General features: G+C 70.7%; 12 protein-coding genes. 6 read left to right on the forward strand and 6 right to left on the reverse strand.

The genetic code is table 11. The features are described 5' to 3' along the window. Position 1: 1 nt before the first annotated feature. Positions 2–1,807 carry an RICIN domain-containing protein gene (locus ACGFNV_RS38925; protein ID WP_393629358.1) on the reverse strand — a complete coding sequence of 602 codons (1,806 nt, stop codon included), beginning with the start codon at positions 1,805–1,807 and terminating at the stop codon, positions 2–4. A 144-nt stretch (positions 1,808–1,951) separates the two neighbouring features. Then, the gene (locus ACGFNV_RS38930) at positions 1,952–3,766 is read right to left on the reverse strand and encodes a glycoside hydrolase family 35 protein (protein ID WP_393629360.1); all 1,815 of its coding nucleotides are present in this window, start codon (positions 3,764–3,766) and stop codon (positions 1,952–1,954) included. A gap of 63 nt (positions 3,767–3,829) precedes the next feature. On the opposite strand from ACGFNV_RS38930, the gene ACGFNV_RS38935 reads away from it, so the two are divergent. From ACGFNV_RS38935 to ACGFNV_RS38955, 5 genes are all read left to right on the forward strand, one after another. After that, positions 3,830–4,849 carry a LacI family DNA-binding transcriptional regulator gene (locus tag ACGFNV_RS38935; protein WP_393629361.1) on the forward strand — a complete coding sequence of 340 codons (1,020 nt, stop codon included), beginning with the start codon at positions 3,830–3,832 and terminating at the stop codon, positions 4,847–4,849. Positions 4,850–5,060: 211 nt separating this feature from the next. Beyond that, positions 5,061–6,482, forward strand: coding sequence for an alpha-L-fucosidase (locus tag ACGFNV_RS38940; RefSeq protein WP_393629363.1), 1,422 nt, complete (start codon positions 5,061–5,063; stop codon positions 6,480–6,482). After that, positions 6,479–7,672 carry a hypothetical protein gene (locus ACGFNV_RS38945; protein WP_393629364.1) on the forward strand — a complete coding sequence of 398 codons (1,194 nt, stop codon included), beginning with the start codon at positions 6,479–6,481 and terminating at the stop codon, positions 7,670–7,672. The genes ACGFNV_RS38940 and ACGFNV_RS38945 overlap by 4 nt, the downstream gene beginning before the upstream one ends. Further along, entirely contained in the window at positions 7,669–9,999 is a 2,331-nt protein-coding gene (locus tag ACGFNV_RS38950) for a discoidin domain-containing protein (RefSeq protein ID WP_393629366.1), read from the forward strand. The genes ACGFNV_RS38945 and ACGFNV_RS38950 overlap by 4 nt, the downstream gene beginning before the upstream one ends. A gap of 190 nt (positions 10,000–10,189) precedes the next feature. Then, positions 10,190–11,719 (forward strand): MFS transporter, encoded by a 1,530-nt coding sequence (locus ACGFNV_RS38955; protein ID WP_393629521.1) that lies wholly within the window; start codon positions 10,190–10,192, stop codon positions 11,717–11,719. On the opposite strand, the gene ACGFNV_RS38960 is transcribed toward ACGFNV_RS38955, so the two are convergent. Both ACGFNV_RS38960 and ACGFNV_RS38965 read right to left on the reverse strand, forming a co-directional pair. Beyond that, positions 11,716–12,099 carry a hypothetical protein gene (locus ACGFNV_RS38960; RefSeq protein WP_393629368.1) on the reverse strand — a complete coding sequence of 128 codons (384 nt, stop codon included), beginning with the start codon at positions 12,097–12,099 and terminating at the stop codon, positions 11,716–11,718. The genes ACGFNV_RS38955 and ACGFNV_RS38960 overlap by 4 nt on opposite strands. Positions 12,100–12,263: 164 nt before the next feature. Then, positions 12,264–15,038 carry an AAA family ATPase gene (locus ACGFNV_RS38965; protein WP_393629369.1) on the reverse strand — a complete coding sequence of 925 codons (2,775 nt, stop codon included), beginning with the start codon at positions 15,036–15,038 and terminating at the stop codon, positions 12,264–12,266. A 258-nt stretch (positions 15,039–15,296) separates the two neighbouring features. Between ACGFNV_RS38965 and ACGFNV_RS38970 the strand changes: the two genes are divergently transcribed. Next, a complete protein-coding gene (locus ACGFNV_RS38970) occupies positions 15,297–16,316 on the forward strand; it encodes a Gfo/Idh/MocA family protein (protein ID WP_393629371.1) in 1,020 nt (339 codons plus the stop codon). A 21-nt stretch (positions 16,317–16,337) separates the two neighbouring features. On the opposite strand, the gene ACGFNV_RS38975 is transcribed toward ACGFNV_RS38970, so the two are convergent. Both ACGFNV_RS38975 and ACGFNV_RS38980 read right to left on the reverse strand, forming a co-directional pair. After that, the gene (locus ACGFNV_RS38975) at positions 16,338–17,516 is read right to left on the reverse strand and encodes a phytanoyl-CoA dioxygenase family protein (RefSeq protein WP_393629373.1); all 1,179 of its coding nucleotides are present in this window, start codon (positions 17,514–17,516) and stop codon (positions 16,338–16,340) included. A 254-nt stretch (positions 17,517–17,770) separates the two neighbouring features. After that, positions 17,771–17,917: a hypothetical protein gene (locus ACGFNV_RS38980; protein ID WP_393629375.1), complete on the reverse strand. Its 147-nt coding sequence runs from the start codon at positions 17,915–17,917 to the stop codon at positions 17,771–17,773. Between the last annotated feature and the right edge of the window lie 43 nt (positions 17,918–17,960).

Here is a 17,960-nt window from a genome sequence, read left to right on the forward strand (position 1 = left end):
CCTACTGGACCAGCTCCCAGTCCTGCGAGCCGTCCGAGGTCGCGTTCTGCAAGGTCAGCTGCGCCCCCGCGGACGTACCGGTCAGGTACAGGGCGGTGTTCTTGACGGACTGCAGTCTGTAGAAGCCGTCGTCGGTCTTGACGAGGTTCCAGCTGCCCGTGGTGCTGTTGTCCACCCACTGGCCGATCTTCTGACCGACGGTCGCGTTCCCCGTCCAGACGGCTGCCGCGCGTCCGCCCGACTTGTTGAGCAGCGTCACGCCACCGTTGGGCTCGGTCACGACGTGCCAGAACTGGGTGTCCGCGTTCGCCGCCGAGCCGGGGGCCTCCAGGCGTACGTCGGGGACGTCGCCGTTGCCGATGTTCGCGTCGTTGGTCTTGTTGCCGGTGCCGATGACCTGATCCGTCTTCCGGTTCACCAACTGGTAGTAGGGGCCGTCCGAGTGGCCGAGATCGACCTCGGCGAACTTGAGCGTGGACGTGCCCTGGTTGTTGAGTATCGAGACGCGACCCGTGCCCTCGACGTACTGCAGATTGCGGCTGTAACCGGCCTGAGAGGTCGTCTGGTACTCCTTCCACGTGCCGTCGCTGCGTCCGCTCTCGTTGACCCAGACGTTGCCGCTGCCCGCCGCGTTGTAGACCAGACGTCCACCGGGAAGCCTGATGAGCACGGGGCTGCCGCCGGTCGAGAGGGCATGTGAACCGGTGTCGAGAGGCAGCGAGTCGACCCCTGTGCCGGTGGGCGAGCCGGTGTAGAACTTCAGCGGGTCATCGGCGATCCGGTAGCGGGTGTTGGCTCCGCCGCCCCAGTACTCGTAGGTGAGGAGCCACTTGCCGTCCGTCGTGCGGACGACGTTCGCCATGCCCGGCCGCCCGCCCCCGATCTCCGTCTTGCCGCCTCCCCTGTCCTCGGTCAGGCCGGCGATGTCGACGACGGGGGAGCTCCACTGGGCGCCACGGCCGTCCCAGGTCCTGTGCACGAGGATCTGGCCGTGCGAGTCCGGGGCGGTGTCGTTCGCGGGGTCCAGGGTCGGGACGCCGGTGGTCGCGTTGAAGCCGAGGTAGTCGTTCTCGTCGGAGTAGTAGCAGACGAGCTTGCCCTTGTAGACCATCAGGTACGGCTCCCACAGGGGATCCACCTGCTTGTTCGTGTTCGCCGCCGCGATGTTCTGGCCGACCGCGCCCGCGCTGCCGCCCTGCCAGCCGCCCGTCGCGACGACGTTGACGACCTTCCACGTCGCGCCTTCGTCGGTGCTGGAGTACAGGGCGATCGCCAGGTCCTTGCGGTCCCCGTCGTTGGACGGCGTCCAGTTCGGGTCGGCTGCCTTGTGCTCCTTGTAGTAGTAGTCGTCGCCCGACACGACGCTCGCGAGGAGCAGCGTGCCCTGCTTCAGGTTCCCGACGTCCTGCGGAAGGACGTAGAGGTACGGGTTGGTCCAGTTGCTCGTGTACTTCGCGTACTGCGGGTCGCTGGAGAGGTACGCCGGAGCCTTGACCTCCGACAGCGGCTGCCATGTGGTTCCCCGGTCGTCGCTCTTGTAGACCGGGAGGGTCTGCTTGTCGGCGCTCCCGGTCTCCGCGACGACCGTCGACTTCTCGAACGACGCCACCAGACGTCCGCTCGGCAACTGCGCCGACTTCGGGTAGACCGCGCAGTTGCCGCGCCCCTTCAGGCACGGCTCACTGCCGAGCTGGTAGAGAGTCCCGCCCGTCGGGTTGTACGCGAGCGCGCTGGACGCGGGGATCGCCAGCAACACGGATGCCCCCACGAAGGTTCCCAGCGCTCGCCCGATTCTTCTTCTCTGCATAACCCCTCCAGACGGTGCGTTCTCTGCCTGACTGCGCAGTCATGACAGCGCGGTCATGACAGCGCAGCCCTGCCGGTCCCGTCAAGGGTTCGGTACGTATTCGGCGGCACAGGGTCCGAATCCCTCGATCCGACCCGGACTACGTCAGTCGAATTCCTCGACGTACTCCTCCGGCGGCCCCAGCTCGGGACGATCCCGCAACTCCAGTACGGAGCCGAGCTGTTCCGTTTCCAGGACCGTCACGGTGTTCTCGCCCGCGTGCAGCAGCGGTGCCGGACAGTAGAGGGTGACCTGCGGCCCGGTCGCGCGGTGCCGGCCGAGCAGGAACCCGTTGACCCAGACGAGGCCATGGCTCGACCCCGGCAGCGCGAGGAAGGTGTCAGCGGGCGTGTCGACGTGGAGTGTCGCGACGGCGAACCCGGCGTGCGTGGTCGCGGGCCCGGCGCCGAGCGCGACGGTCAACTCCGCGGCGGACCACTCCTGGAGCGCGACCGGTGTGCTGTCCCAGCCCTGCACGATGCGCCGGTCGACGAGTACGGGACCGAGCAGGCCCTTGTGCCGGCCGATGCCCGGCCCGTAGTTCACCCGGCCGAGGTTCTCGACCAGGATCTCCAGCCGTACGACGGCGCCGGTTCCGTGGAGGGGGAGTTCGGGGGAGTCGGGGTCGGCGACGCCCAGCCATGTGCCGTCGGCGAAGACCAGCGCCCGGTCGCGCACGTCGGTGAGGACCAGCCGGTGCTCGCCCGCCGGGATGCGCGGGTGCGCGGTGTGCAGGACCATGCCCGCGTCGAGTCCGAGCCGTTCGAACGAGGCCGGGCGCGCAGCGGTCGACGTCGGGCCCGGCACGGCGCGCAGGCCTGCCAGCAGGTCGGCGCGGTGGACGAGCGGGACGCGGGCCGGCGGGAGCGTCGGCATGCGCGCGGGCGACCGGAGGGGCCCCCGTGCGCCGAGCGCCTCGCGCACGGCGTGGAACTTGGCGGTGAGGCTGCCGTCCTCGGCGATCGGTGCGTCGGAGTCGTAGCTCGTCACGACGGGACGCAGCCGGCCCTCGTCCTCGTTGGCGCCCGCCCACAGCCCGAAGTTGGTGCCGCCGTGAGCCATGTAGATGCTCACGCTGCCGCCGTCGGCGAGGATGCCGCGGAGCGTACGGACCGCGCTGTCCACCCCGCGCACGTGGTGCCGCCCGCCCCAGTGGTCGAACCAGCCGTTCCAGAACTCGGCGACCAGGAACGGTTCGTCCGGTCGCCGTGCCGCCAGGAGCTGTCGGGCGGCCTCGGGACCGGAGCCCAGGGTGACGGCCGTCAGCGTGCCGGGCAGGGTGCCGCCGTCCAGCATCAGCTCGGTGGGTCCGTCGGCGGTGAACAGCAGCTCCCGGATGCCCCGCGCGGTCAGTGCCCCGCGGTTCCAGCGCAGGTAGGCCTGGTCGTCGCCGAAGCTGCCGAACTCGTTCTCCACCTGCACCGCCACGACCGGCCCGCCCTCGCACGCCTGGAGCGCGGCGATACGCGGGACCAGCTCGTCGAACCAGCGGCCGACAGCGGAGGTGAACGCCGGATCCGAGCTGCGGACCGCGACGTCCCGGCCGGTGAGCCAGCTCGGCAGGCCGCCGTTGGACCACTCCGCGCAGATGTACGGGCCGGGCCGGACGATGACGTCGAGGCCCTCCTCGCCCACGGTGCGGAGGAACCCCTCGACGTCCCGCCAGCCGTCGAAGCGCGGTGCCTCGTCCTCGCGGGGCTGGTGGAAGTTCCACGGCACATAGGTGTCGACCGTGTTGAGTCCGAGGTCGGCGATCCGGCGGATCCGGTCCCGCCACAGGTCGGGGTGCACGCGGAAGTAGTGCAGCGCGCCGGACAGGATGCGATGGGGGACGCCGTGCCGGTACACGCGTCCCGCGCGCCAGGTGAGGGCTGGCGCGGGCGGCTCGGTCACGGTGGGAGCGTATGTTATCGATGCCATGCGTAACAAGACCGCTAGGATCTGAGGGAGGACGGCACGGTCCTGCCGCAGGAAAGGAGCGCCATGGTCGAAGGCACCGCGAGGCCCAGGCAGCCGAGCATGGCCGACGTGGCCCGGACCGCCGGGGTCTCCGCGCAGACCGTCTCCCGTGCGCTGCGCGGCTCGCCGAACGTCGACCCCGGGACCAGAAGGCTCGTGCTCGCCGCCGTGGAACAGGTCGGCTACCGGTTCAACAGCGCCGCCAGGGCGCTCTCCTCGGGGCGCAGCCACACCATCGGGCTCGTGCTGCTGGCGTCCGGCGGGTACTACGCGCGCTCGGCGGTGACCGCCGGGGTCGAGGCTGCCGCCGGCGCGGCCGGGTACGCGGTGAGCATCGCGACCATCGCCGCGCTCGACACCGCCCTGATGGAGCGGTCCCTGTCCAAGCTGGCGGACCAGGGTGTCGACGGGCTCGTCATCGCCGTGCCGCTCATCTCCGTGACACGGAAGATGGAGGACATCACCCGCGACATCCCGACCGTGACCCTGGACGGCTCGCGCACGGCGGGCGCCCGGGTGCTCGGGATCGACCAGCGGGAAGCGGGCCGGGTCGCCACACGTCACCTGCTCGACCTGGGGCACCGTCAGGTTTGGCACGTCTCAGGACCCGACGAGTGGATCGAGGCGCGCCGGCGCCGGCAGGGCTGGCAGGAGTGCCTGGCCGCCGCCGGGGTCGAGGCGCCGCCGGTCCTGGAGGGCGACTGGTCGCCCGACTCGGGACACCGGCAGGGACAGATCCTCGCGATGATCCCGGAGGTGACCGCGGTGTTCGTCGCCGGCGACGAGATGGCCTTCGGGGTGATCCGCGCCCTGCGCGAGCGGGGCCGGTCGGTGCCCGAGGACGTGTCCATCGTCAGCGTCGACGACATCGCCCTCGCGGCCTACTGCTCACCACCGCTGACCACCGTCCGGCAGGACTTCTACCGCTACGGCGCCGCGGCCGTGGGCCTCCTGCTCCAGAGCGACGACGCCGACCCCGACGCGTCCGCCGCCACCGCGCACCTGTCGGTACGCGCTTCCACGGCGCCGCCGCGCTCCCTCTGAGCCGGCACGGCGGCCGTTCACCGAATCACCTCGTGTGCGCCCCTTGCGCCCGCACGCGCCGGAGTGCCACCGTAAGCCTCCATGTTATCGGTGCCACGCTTACGGGCACGGGTTCTGCTCCCCGCGCTCCGGCATCGATGACCACTCACGGTTCTCGGTTCGTCTCGCCCGGCTGATCGGCCCCCCGCGGCATCAGCGGAAGGAAACCGGCATGAAGGAATCGACGTGTACGGCGCCGGCCGCGGTCCGGCCGAGTGAGCGCCAACTCACCTGGCAGAGAATGGAGTTCTACGGCTTCGTCCACTTCGGCATGAACACGATGACGGACCGGGAGTGGGGCGAGGGACACGAGGACCCCGCCGGCTTCGACCCGGCCGGACTCGACGCCGACCAGTGGGCCGCGGCCCTCAAGAGCGCCGGGATGACCGGCGTGATCCTCACCTGTAAACACCACGACGGATTCTGCCTGTGGCCCAGCGACGTCACGAGCCACTCGGTCGCCTCGTCGCCGTGGCGAGGCGGCCGGGGCGACGTGGTCGCGGAGGTCGCCGAAGCAGCCCGGCGCCACGGGTTGCGGTTCGGGATCTACCTCTCCCCGTGGGACCGCACCGAGGTGTCCTACGGATCCGGGACTGCGTACGACGACTTCTACGTCGCCCAGCTCACCGAACTGCTCACCCGGTACGGGCCGGTGTTCTGCGTGTGGCTGGACGGTGCGAACGGCGAGGGCCCGAACGGCAGGCGCCAGGTCTACGACTGGGAGCGGTACTTCGCCGTGGTCCGCGCGTTGCAGCCCGACGCGGTCATCAGTGTGTGCGGGCCCGACGTCCGCTGGTGCGGCAACGAGGCCGGGGACACCCGCCCCGACGAGTGGAGCGTCGTACCGCGTGCCCTCCAGGACGCCGAGCGGACCGCCGCCCGCTCGCAGCAGGCGGACGACCCCGCCTTCGCCCGGCGCGTACGCAGCGACGACCGCGACCTCGGCAGCCGCGTCGCGCTGGCCGGGCACGAGGACGACCTGGTCTGGTACCCGGCCGAGGTCAACACCTCGATCCGCCCCGGCTGGTTCCATCACCCGGCCGAGGACACCGAAGTCCGCTCCGTGGACGAGCTGTTCACCATCTATCTGCGCGCGGTCGGCGGCAACTCCTGCTTCCTGCTGAACGTCCCACCGGACCGGTACGGGCGTATCGGCGACACCGACGTGGCGGTCCTCGAACGGCTAGGGCAACGCATCGCGGACTTCCGGGCGCGACGGATCGAGGCGACCGCGACGGTCTCGTCCGGCACCCCGGGCGACCTCGCGACCGCATGGCCAGGCGGAGGGCGTACGCCGTGGCGGCCGGACGACTCCGACGAACTGCCCTGTGTGACAATCGCGTTGGCACGCCCCCGCCCGGTCGAGGCGGTCGTCCTGGGGGAGGACATCGAGCAGGGCCAGCGCATCGAGCACGTTGTCGTCCTGGGCCACCGGGAGGGCCGGTGGACGACACTCGCCGAGGCCGACGCCGTCGGTTACCAACGCATCCTGACGTTTCCGCCGGCAGAGACGGACGCGGTACGCGTCGAGGTGACCCGATCCCGGGGCACGCCCGTCGTCGCGTGGGTCACCACGATCGGGGCCGCGTCATGAAGGGCACCCTGCCCGGACAGGGCGCCTCGCGCAGGCCGGGCAACTCCCGCGGTCCAGGCACCTCGCGCAGGCCTGGCAACTCCCGCAGACCCGGCGCCCCCCGCAAGGCCGCCCCATCGCGTACACCGGACACCTCCCGCAGGCCGTCGCGCCGGGCCGTCCTCCTCGTCACCGGCGTGTGCCTCACCCTCGCCGCGCTGCTGGTCACCGGAGTGACGATGCTCCGCGATCACCGCGCCGACCAGGTCGCCTCCCTCGACGGGCACCCCGTGACCCGCGACGAACTGCTCTTCCACATGCGGCGACTCGCGCCGACCGTGCAGAACGAGCTGCGCAACAAGTACCGCCTGCGGGGCGCGGTCGACTGGAACGCGAAGGCCGGCGACAGGACCGCGCTCCAGCGGCTCGAGAGCCGTGCGCTCGACGAGATCTGGCGGGACAAGACGACCCTCGTCCTCGCGAAGGAGCAGGGGCTCGTCGACTCCGTGGACCACAAGGACTTCCTCGCCGACCTCGACAAGGAGAACCAGTCCCGCGCCGACGCCGTCGCCGAGGGCCGGACCGTCTACGGCGTCGCTCACTTCTCCCCCGAGGAGTACTACACACACCGGCTCACCGAGCTCACCACGAGTTTGAAGGAGCGGCTCGGCGCGCACGCCGACGGCCCGCTGCGGGTCACCGACGCCGAGGTCCGGCACGCGTTCGACGCCGACCGGGACGCCTGGAGCGCCAACGCGACCACGTACACGTACACCCGACTCGTCGTGCCGGTGCCCGCCCACGCCCCCGCGGACTACGCCGCCGGCCTCCGGCGACGGGTGACGGCCGCCGGGCGCCTCGCGTCCGTCGCCGCCGGGGAACCGGGTGCCAGGCTCACGACCGGCACGTACGACGGCGGTGGCTCCACCGGACCGAACGCCCACGACCAGGACCTCATGGCGGTGCTCGGCACCCTCGCACCCGGCCGGATCTCGGCGCCCGTCACGGGCACCGGCCAAATCACGTACTACGAGCTCGACAGCAGGAGCGTCGACGAGGACAAGGCGTTCGCCGACTACCGCCGGCGGATCCGGGAGTCGCTCGTCGAGGAGAAGTTCGACCAGTTGGTCCAGCGTCGGGTCGGCGACAGCGACATCGATGTCGACACCACGGCGATGGACGCCATCACCGCGGAGGATGTGCAGCCATGAGACCCGTCGACACCGGACCACCCGTGATACGGACGCTGTACGCGGGCCTCGTCGCCCTGCTCGCCGCGCTGCTCGTCGGATCGTCCGTCCCGCAGGCGCGAGCCGCCGCACCCCCGGATCACGTCTCCGCCAACGCCCCCACCGCCGCCCAGCAGTGGCCGGGCAACACGCCGAACAGGACCGGAGGCAAGGACTACTTCATCGACGCCACGCGGGGCCGCGACAGCGCGGCCGGTACCTCCCGGGCCACCGCCTGGCGCACCCTGGCCAAGGCCAACGCGACGACGTTCCAGCCCGGCGACCGCATCCTGCTCAAGGCCGGCGAGCAGTGGCAGGACCAGCAGCTGTGGCCGAAGGGCTCGGGCAGCGCGGGCAGGCCGATCACCATCTCGGCGTACGGCGAACCGAGCGCCGGACGGCCGTACATCGCGACGAACGGCAAGGTGCCGAGCCCGTTCAACGCGGACGGCACGAAGAACCCCGCGACCGTCGGCCTGACCGGTGCCGTCGTGCTGCGCAACCAGCAGTTCTGGGAGATCAACAACGTCGAGCTGTCCAACGACGACGACTTCGCGACCGACATCACCACGGGGTCCTACGTCCGCGACGGCATCATGGTGTCGATCAACGCCGACCTCCTGAAGAGCGGCGAGGACAGCGTCATGGACCACTTCCGGATCTCGGACGTGTACGTCCACAACCTCGACGGCCCCAGCCACTGGCAGAAGATCCACTACGGTGCCGTCGACTTCCAGGTCTTCGGCAGCAAGGGCTACAAGGCGTACGGCACCGGCGGCTACCACTTCAAGGACGTCCGGATCGAGAACAACACCTTCGAGAACGTCGAACTGCACGCCGTCCAGTTCGCGTTCAACTGGTTCGCGGCCGACGGCGCCGACGCCGGACAGTACGACGAGAACGGCAAGTGGCACGAGGGCTGGGAACAACTGTGGGTGCGCACCCGCGACCTGTACAGCCGTGACGTCTACATCGGCCACAACTACGCGCAGAGCATCGGTCAGGGCGCGATCCAGCTCGCCGACACCAAGAACATGACGGTCGAGTACAACGAGGTCAACGGCTATCTGAAGCGCTACGACGCGGTGTCCTGCGCCCTCTACCTGTGGGCGGGCGCAGACTCGGTCATGCAGTACAACGAGGTCTACGGCGGGCCGAACAACGAGTACGACGGCACCCCCTGGGACCTCGAGTACACCAACTTCAACGTGACGTACCAGTTCAACTACTCGCACGACAACGCGGCGGGCTGGATGGCCTACATGGGCAACAGCTCCAACTCGGTGGCGCGTTACAACCTGAGCGTCAACGACAACGGCGTGCTCGTGAAGAACATGCTGTCGACGAACTACTCGCCGACCTACTTCACGAACAACACCTTCGTCTACGACGGCGCGGACCTCGACTACGTCCACGACGAGACGTTCCTGAGCCGCGTCTACTTCCTGAACAACATCTTCTACAACACCTCGAAGACCACCGAGACACCCTGGTACCGCCGAACCGGCGCCCTACGGCAGGCCGTGTTCTCCCACAACGACTACTACGAGGCGAGCGGCCACCACTCCACCCAGGAACCGGCCGACCCCAGAGGCTCCCGGGCCGACCCGCGGTTCGTCGGCGACCCCGCCGACTACGTCACCGGAGCGGGCGTGCGACAGATCCGGAAGGCGGCGGCGCACTTCGCACTGCGCGAGGACTCCCCGCTCATCGACGCCGGCCGGTACAACCCGCACCTGGGCACCGAGGACTTCCTCGGCACGCACCTCTACTACGGCAGGGCACCGGACATCGGTATCGCCGAGGCGCGCGTCGGTCCGCAGGTCACCGACCCGGTCGACGACGATCCCGTCGAGGAGGAGACGGACAACCGGGTCGACCTCGCGCTCGGCAGACCCGTCACCGCGAGCTCCACCCACCCCGGGGCCAACGGGACGCTCACCGCGGACAAGTTGACCGACGGCGACCTCACGACCCGCTGGGCCGCGGCCGACGACGCGGCCTACCCGATCACACTCGATGTCGACTTCGGGGCGAACACGGCCTTCGACGAGGTCTACCTGGACGAGTACACCGACTCGGGCACCAACCCGCGCGTGCGGTCCTTCGAACTCCAGCGGTGGGACGCGGGGGCCGGTCGGTGGGTGACCTTCGCGAGCCGTGACACCGGCATCGGACACGACCTCACCGTGACCGGCTTCGGCAGCGTCACCACCTCCCGGCTCCGGGTGGCGCTCACCGGGCAGATCGCGACGGAGCAGTACACCCCGACGATGACGGAGATCGCTGTGTACCGCACCGGCGCGTAGACCGGGCCCGAGCGCGCCAGTACGGGCAAGGGTGGGGGGACGTCACGGCGTCCACCCACCCCCCTGTGCTCGGGATGCGCCGTCACCGGCCCCGGCGCAGACTGGCCGGGTGAGCCGTACGCACACGCAACGCTACGAGAGCACGCACGGTGCCGGACGCGCGGCCTCGCAGCCGCTGGCGCTCGCCGCGATGATGTTCGCGGTGGCCATGACGTTCATCGACCAGACCATCGTGTCGATCGCGGCGCCCAGCATCGTCTCCCAGCTCGGACTGTCCAGCTCGGGCATGCAGTGGGTGGTCAACGCCTACTTGCTGTCCCTGGCCGCGTTCTTCGCCGTCGGCGGGCGCCTCGCCGACCTGTGGGGACCACGCCGCGTCGTCGTGGCCGGCACCCTGGTCTTCGTCGTCTCCTCGGCGCTGTGCGGCTGCGTACCCGCCGGGGACTACGCGCTGACCTGGCTCGTCGTCTTCCGCGCGACCCAGGGGCTCGGGGCCGCGCTGCTGTTCCCCGCCGCGCTCGCGGTCGTCGTGGCGGTCTTCCCGGTGGAGCGGCGCGGACGCGCCCTGGCCCTGTTCTTCGGCGTCACCGGCGCCCTCACGGCTCTGGGACCGCTGCTGGGCGGCTGGTTGACCTCCTGGACCTGGCGGGCGATCTTCTGGGTCAACGTGCCCGTGGCGATCGTGGCGCTGATCCTCACGGCGCTCGCCCGCATCTCCGACCGGCGGCGCGACGAGCCGCTGGACGTCATGGGCGCGTTGCTGGTCGCCGCCGGCATGGGCGCGAGCGTCCTCGGCTTCCAGCAAGCGTCCTACTGGGGTTGGGACAGCGCGGCGACGTGGGCCTGCATCGTCGGCGGCCTCGCGCTGCTGTACGTCTTCTGCCGCTACGAACTGCGCACCCGCCACCCGCTGATCAACCTGTCGGTCTTCCGTGACCGCGCGTTCACGGTGGACGCGCTGGTGCTCTTCTTCTCCATGCTGGCGTTCGTCCCCGTGTTCTTCTTCGCCTCGGTCTACGCCCAGGTCTCCCTCAGCGCCTCGCCCAACCAGGCCGGCCTGTACCTGCTGTACTTCTTCGCGGGGTTCGCCATCGCCTCCCAGTGGGGCGGCCGCATCCTCGACAGCAAGGGCGCCCGGCCCTCGTTGAAGATCGGCTGCGTGCTCGGTGCCGTCGGTTTCGCGCTGTGGGCCGGCGAACTCACCGACCTGTCCATGCACGACCAGTGGCCGTACGTGGCGCTCGCCGGCGCGGGCATCGGTTTCATCCTCGCCCCGGCCTCGACGGACGCCGTCAACCGCTCGATCGACGCCTCCTACGGCGAAGTCACCGGCATCACCCAGACCGTCCGCAACTACGCGGCGAGCGTGGGCCTTGCCGTCTTCGGCACGATCCTCACGCACACCATGACCGACCGCGTCGAGGACACCCTCCGGAAAAGCGGCATCCCGTCGGACACGGCCCACTCCGTGGCGGGTGACGTCACCCAGGAGATCACGGGCCAGGCGGACGCCCGCGCCCCCACGGGCGACAGCCCGGTCGCGACGGCCATGCGCGACTCGATGCCCCAGATCCGCATGGACTTCGCCGAGGCCAACCAGTGGGTGTTCTACGGCATGGCCGTCGCCCTCGGCGTCGCCTTCCTCTGCGCCCTGCGCCACCCGGCCGGCCGGCAGCCGGCCACGGCCGAGCAGACGCCCCATCAGGCCCCGGTGGCCTAGGAGTCGCAGGACCCGGGGAAGTAGCTGTAGTCGTCGAGGTAGAGAAGGTTGACGTCGAGCGCTTCCTCGTAGCCCACCGCCCATGTCGACTGCCAGGGATCGCTCCCCTCGACATAGAAGGTCATGACGTCCGCGTCGGTGACGACGTGCCCGGAGAAGCCGGTCCTCTCGTTCTGCGCCGAGACCTCGCCCTGCGCGGTGAAGACGTACGTCCAGTGACCGTCCGGTGTGTCGTTCGCCCCACCGCACCACACGCCCACGACGCTGTCGGGAACGGACCATTCCGGGGTGCTTTCAGGGGTGGTCTCGGCGGAGTCGGGGATCACCAGGTCACTCCGGTCGGGCGGTTCGGGAGGATCCGGTGAGAAGCAGCCAGTCACGCCCACAAGGGTCAAGCTCAGCATCAGGGCGCCGAAGAACCGAGACGCCGAGACGGGCACAGCACGTCGCATGATCCCCCCTACAGATCGGATTCGCATGGGTTCCATCCGCTCTGCACGCTACGGAAAGGCAGTCGCCGGCACCCCGGTGAAATCCCCGGGGTTCAACCCTGGGTTGTACGACCCAGCTTGCCGAAGAGCCCCGTCCGCGAGGTGATGCCGAGCTTCGCGTAGGCGTTGGCGAGGTGGTACTCGATGGTCTTGACGCTGAGGACCAGTTCGCGCGCTATCTCCCGGTTCGACATGCCCCGCATGGCGAGTCCGGCGACGGTCAGCTCCTGCGGGGTGAGTCCGGCACGGGCCCCGCTGGGGCGTCTCGTCGTGCGGCCGCAGACCGCCAGCTCTCGGGCGCACCGCTCGAGATACGGCGTGGCCTGCAAGCGGAGGAACGTCCGGTGCGCGGCCTGGAGTTCGGCCACCGCCTTCCTGAGTCGGCCGGCGCGGCGCAGAAAGGTGCCGTAGGAGAGGTGGAGCAGCGCTTCCTCCCAGCACTGTTCTCCCCGCTCGCAGTGGTGCAACCCCGTCCGGAACGCCTCGTCCGCGGCTTCCCGGTTGCCGTACGCCTCTTCCAGCAGGCCCCGGCAGCGCGCGGCCGACGCCTGGTCGAGCCATCGGCGCCGCTCGGCCGCACCGTTCTCGTACGGGACGAGCACATCGAGGGCTTCGTCCTTGCGACCGAGGCGGATCAGGGATTCGGCCAGTACCGGGCGCCAGGCGACGATGCCGACCTCGTCGAGGCCACTGCGGTGGACGATCTCCCGGCTGAGGAACGGAGTCAGTTCCGCGACCGCGCGTTCGTCGTCGCCGCGGGCGGAGTGCACGAGGGCGAGGGCCGTCGCCGCGAAGGCGGCGTCGTTGACGTCGCCGAGCACCTGGGCGTGTCGCACGGCTGTCCTGGCATGGGTTTCGGCGGCCTCCAGGTCGCCCCGGCCGGCGAGGGGCAACGCGGTGAAGGCGTGGACGACCGCCAGGATGGAGATCTGGTCGGTGTCCTCGGCGAGCGACACGGCCTGGGTGCCGTGCGCGACGGCCTCGTCCCACAGCCCGGCGCGGTATTCGGCGTCGGTGAGGAAGCCCAGCGCCACGAGAGCGGCGTACGGCAGCCCGCCGCGCCGGTGCGCGGAGAACGTCTCCCGCAGATCCCGGCGGGCCTCGTCCAGCTGCCCGTTCCACAGCCGCAGCATGCCCCGCGCGAGCAGACCGTCCAGGTGCTCCGGGCTGTGCCGAGGCCCCGCGAGCGGGACGTCGGCGAGGGACCGGATGCCTTCGTCGTAGTCGCCGGAGATCGCCAGCCCGATCGCGAGGGAGTCGCGCAGGAAGGACGATCGCGTCCCCGGCGGGAGGTCGAGACCCCGGCGCGCCCACCTGACGATGCCGGCTGCGTCGCCCTGGATGAGGCACAGCCAGGCCATCTGTTCGGCGGCCTTCCGCAGGGTCTCGGCGCCTGTGGTCGCGTCGCAGCTCTCCCAGCAAGCGGCAAGTCTGCGGCGCGCTTCCTCGAGCCGGCCCGTGGTGAGGGCGAGGTGCCCCAGGACGTACTGCTGCTCGGCGCCGGGTGCCATGTCCCGGACCGTCCCCTCGTGTTCGGCGGCCTGGCTGACGTCACCGGCGAGGAGACGGTACTCGACCGCCTGGGTCAACCATCGCTCGCGCGGGCCGCTTCCCGTGGACAGTCGGGCAGCGGCCGTCGCAGCGGACGCGGCCTGCGCCCAGGCACCCTTCGCCGCCTGCCGCGCGGCGAAGCCCATGAGTTCATCCGCGAGAACGTCGTCCGGCGCGCCGGCGGCACGCACCCGATGCTGGAGCGCGGCGTACTGATCGTCCGAGCGCGCGGCCGCCACCTGGTGGAGGCGGGAGCGTTCGGCCGGGTCCAGCCCCCGGTACACGGCCGCCCGCAACAGCGGATGGGGGAAGGCGACTTTGGGCATGGCACCGGCGGGGTCCTCTTCCAGGAGTTCGTGCCGCATCGCCTCCGCCAGCGCGTCCAGTGCGTCCGGCACGGCGCCCACCTGTGCGACCTGGTGCAGGGGAGTGGACATGCCGAGGACGCTCGCGGCTTCGACCAGGCGACGTGCCGGGGCGCCGCAGCGCGCCAACTGCGCCGTGACGAGCCGCTCGTACCGGCGAGGGGCGGGCAGCACGGCGTCGCCGCCGAGGACGTCGGCCGGAAACTGCCGCAGAAGCGCCTTGGTGTGCAACGGGTTTCCATGGGTGTGCTCCCGCAGGCGGGCAACGGCCCGCCGGGGGAGGGCCGATGGAGCCACGGCCGCACTGAGCGCGACGATCTCCGACAGGCCGAGGCCCTCCAGGGTCAACCCGAGTGTGGTGTCGTCGTGCATGATGCGGTGCAGCCCCTGCGGCAGCCGGGGATCATTCACGTCCCGCGTCAACAACAGGGCCAGGACCCGGTCCTTGCGCAGGCGCCGCAGGACGAACGTGAGTGCGTGCAGCGAGGGTGTGTCCGCCCAGTGGACATCGTCGATCAGCAACACCACCGGGGCGCGGTCCTGCAGGTGACCGAGGGCGTCGAGCAACAGGGCACCGACAGCGATCGGGTCCTGCGGGACGCCGCTGTCGGACCCGCTGAGGGCTGGCTCCCGCGACATCTCGGCGGCCTCGGGCAGCTGCGGCAGGAGCTGCGCGACGAGCCCGTACGCGAGGTCCGTCTCGAGTTCCTCGCCGCTGGCCCTCACGACACGGCAACCGGCGGCGGCACCGGACAGGAAACATCGGGCGAGTGAGGTCTTGCCGATCCCGGCGGGCCCGTCGACGACGACCACCTGGGGCGCGCCGTGGGCCGCCGCGTCCAGCCGGTCCCTCATCCTCCCCAGTTCCTCTTCCCTGCCCAGGAACAGCGACTCAGGTGTCTGCCGCGGCAAATCTCGCTCCTCGTGGATGGCTCGGCGCGTCGGCGTGCTGTGGCGGGCCCGCGCCGTGAACGCCCCGTCACGCGAGGGCCTCCGACGCGCCGGGCCGCGCCTGTACGCCATCACGCGCGGCCACCGACCGGTGGTTCGCCGCCTCCGGCACGTTCACCCGACCGAGTGGTGTCCGCACGGCACGTCGACGGCACAATGGAACGCGGGTCGGCGCACCTCGGGCCCCCGGCCGTCACCAACACCGGAGACATCACGAACATGCCACCTCAGCGAGCACTGGGCGTTGCCGTCGTCGGAACCGGAAAAATGGGCGCCGACCATGTGCGCAGACTCCATGACGTCATCAGCGGGGCCCAGGTGACCGCCGTCGTCGACATCGAGGCGGAGCGCGCCAAGACACTCGCGGACGCCATCGACGGCTGTACGGCGTACACCGACGCCGCGGCGGCCATGGCGGCGCACGACGTGGACGCCGTCCTCATCGCCTCCCCGGGGCCGGCCCACGAGGCGGCCCTGCGCGAAGCCCTCGGCCGGGACCTGCCGGTGCTGTGCGAGAAGCCGCTCACCCCTGACTCGGCTTCCGCCCTGCGCGTCCTGGAGGCGGAACAGCGGCTCGGGCACCGGCGCATCCAGGTGGGCTTCATGCGGCGCTACGACCCCGAGTACATGAAGCTGAAGCGGCTCCTCGACGGCGGGGAGCTGGGCAGGGCACTGATGGTGCACCACCGGCACCGCAACCTCGCCATGCCGCCCTGGTTCACCGAGGAGATGCTCATCAGCGACTCGGTGGCGCACGAGGTGGACGCGACCCGCTGGCTCCTCGACCAGGAGATCACCGCGGTCACCGTGCACAAGCCGGCCCCGTCGTCGTACGCCCCGGCCGGTATGCGCGACCCTCAGTTCGTCCTCTTCGAGACTCGTTCGGGCGCGCTCGTCGACGTCGAGATCTTCGGTCACTGCGGCTACGGCTACCAGGTGCACGCCGAAGCGGTCTGCGAGCGGGGCACCGTACGCATCGGTGACGAGCACGGGCCGCGGCTGAGCGCCGACGGCCGCTGGGGCGGACGTATCACACCGGACTACGTCGAGCGCTTCGAGGACGCCTACGACCGCGAGATCCAGAGCTGGGTGGACGCCACGCGCCGCGGCGGGACCACCGGTCCGAGCACCTGGGACGGCTACGCGGCCGCGGCCGTGTGCGAGGCGGGCGTGCTGTCCCAGCGGGAGGGGCGACGCGTCGAGATCGACCTGATCGACCGGCCCTCGCTCTACGGGTGAGCCGCGACCACGGTGCCCCCTTCAGCTTCGGCGCCGTTCGGCGGCCTCCTGAAGCTCGCGGCGCAGTCGTTCAGGGGTCCAGCCCTCGTCGACGGCCTGCCACACGGTGTCCGCCTGGGAGGGCGGGGCGAGGCCCTCGACCGGGGGGTCGAGGTCGAGGTTGGTGGGGAAGGCGTAGCCCTCGGCGGTGGCCGCGACCACCCGGCGCAACCAGTCCTGCGAGGCGCCTTCCGCCTTGCGGCGCAGCAGCACCGGGTAGAGGGCGTTGGCCATCGCCTCGCGGTCCACGCTCTCCATGGCCCGGCCGAAGGCGGAGGAGATCTGCAGCAGGTTCGCCATGCGCCTGATGCCGGCGGAGCGGTTGTGTCCGGCGGCGTGGAAGAGCGCGGGGTTGAAGAAGACGGCGTCGCCCTGGTCCAGGGGGAGCTGGACGTGGTGGGCGTCGAAGTACGCGATGAACTCCGGCAGCCGCCAGGCCAGGTAGCCGGGCTCGTACTTCTGTGAGTGCGGCAGATACAGCGTGGGACCGGACTCCACGGGCATGTCGCAGTGGGCCACCGCGCCCTGCAGGGTCAGCACGGGGGAGAGGCGGTGGACGTGGGCCGGGTAGGCGGCGGCACGCGGGGAGGAGAGGAAACCGAGGTGGTAGTCGCGGTGCACGCTCTGCGCGGCGCCGCCGGGGTTGACCACGTTGACCTGTGAGGTGACCTGGTAGGCGGGGCCCAGCCAGGCCTCGCAGACCAGCTCCAGGACGTCGTTGGCGTAGTAGTCGGCGAACACCTCCGGCGCCCGTACGGCGACCTTGTCCAGCGCGTTCCAGACCCGGTCGTTGGCGCCGGGCTTGGCGAAGTGGTCGCCGCGGGCCGTCCCGTCGGCCCGTTCCTGCTCGATCAGCGCGCGGAAGGCCTCGGACATGCCGTCCACCACACCGGCGTCGGTGAAGGCACGCTTCAGCACGACGATGCCCGGCCCGTCCAGCATCGTACGGACCAGCTCCTCCTGCACGGCCCGACGGCCCCGCGGGGTGGCCGCCAGGGAGCGAAGCCGCTCGCTGTCGTAGAGCGGAACGTTCTGCTCGATCCGCTCCGCCGAAGGGTGGTCGGCCGGGTCGGTGCGCTGTTCCACGAGCGAGCGGAACGACTCGAGGTCGCAGTCCGCCTCGGTCAGCCAAGTCCGTGCTCCCGCACCAGTGAGGGACATCCCGGGTCCTTTCGCAGTCCGTGCGCTTCCGCATCGTCATTCTTGCGGATCAGCCGTGCGACACCCCTGCCCGATCAGGGAAGTCGCCGGACGGACCGGGCTGAGCACGGGCGGACGAGCGGCTCCGCACCCGGACGGGATCGCCGAGCGCGGTTCCAGGGCCCAGGTGGTCACGCCGCTCTACAGGCCACGGGGCGCCCCCGTCCGCGCCGACCTCCGACCGAACCCGCTGCGAGCGTCCCGGACGCCGGCGGTCACCTGCGCTTGCGCAGCCGGTCGAACAGGCTCTGTGCCTGCGCGCGGCGGCGCGGGTCCGCGGCGGCCTGCCGCGCCTTCTCGATGGTGCGGCGCCCCTGAGGGCTGCCGGCGAACTGCTTGATACGACGGATGACGCTGGACATGAGTCCCCCTTTCCCTGGATTTCCAGGATGTGATCACTTGCTT

Origin of the sequence: Streptomyces sp. NPDC048751, assembly GCF_043198595.1 — a bacterium.
Lineage (GTDB): Bacteria > Actinomycetota > Actinomycetes > Streptomycetales > Streptomycetaceae > Streptomyces.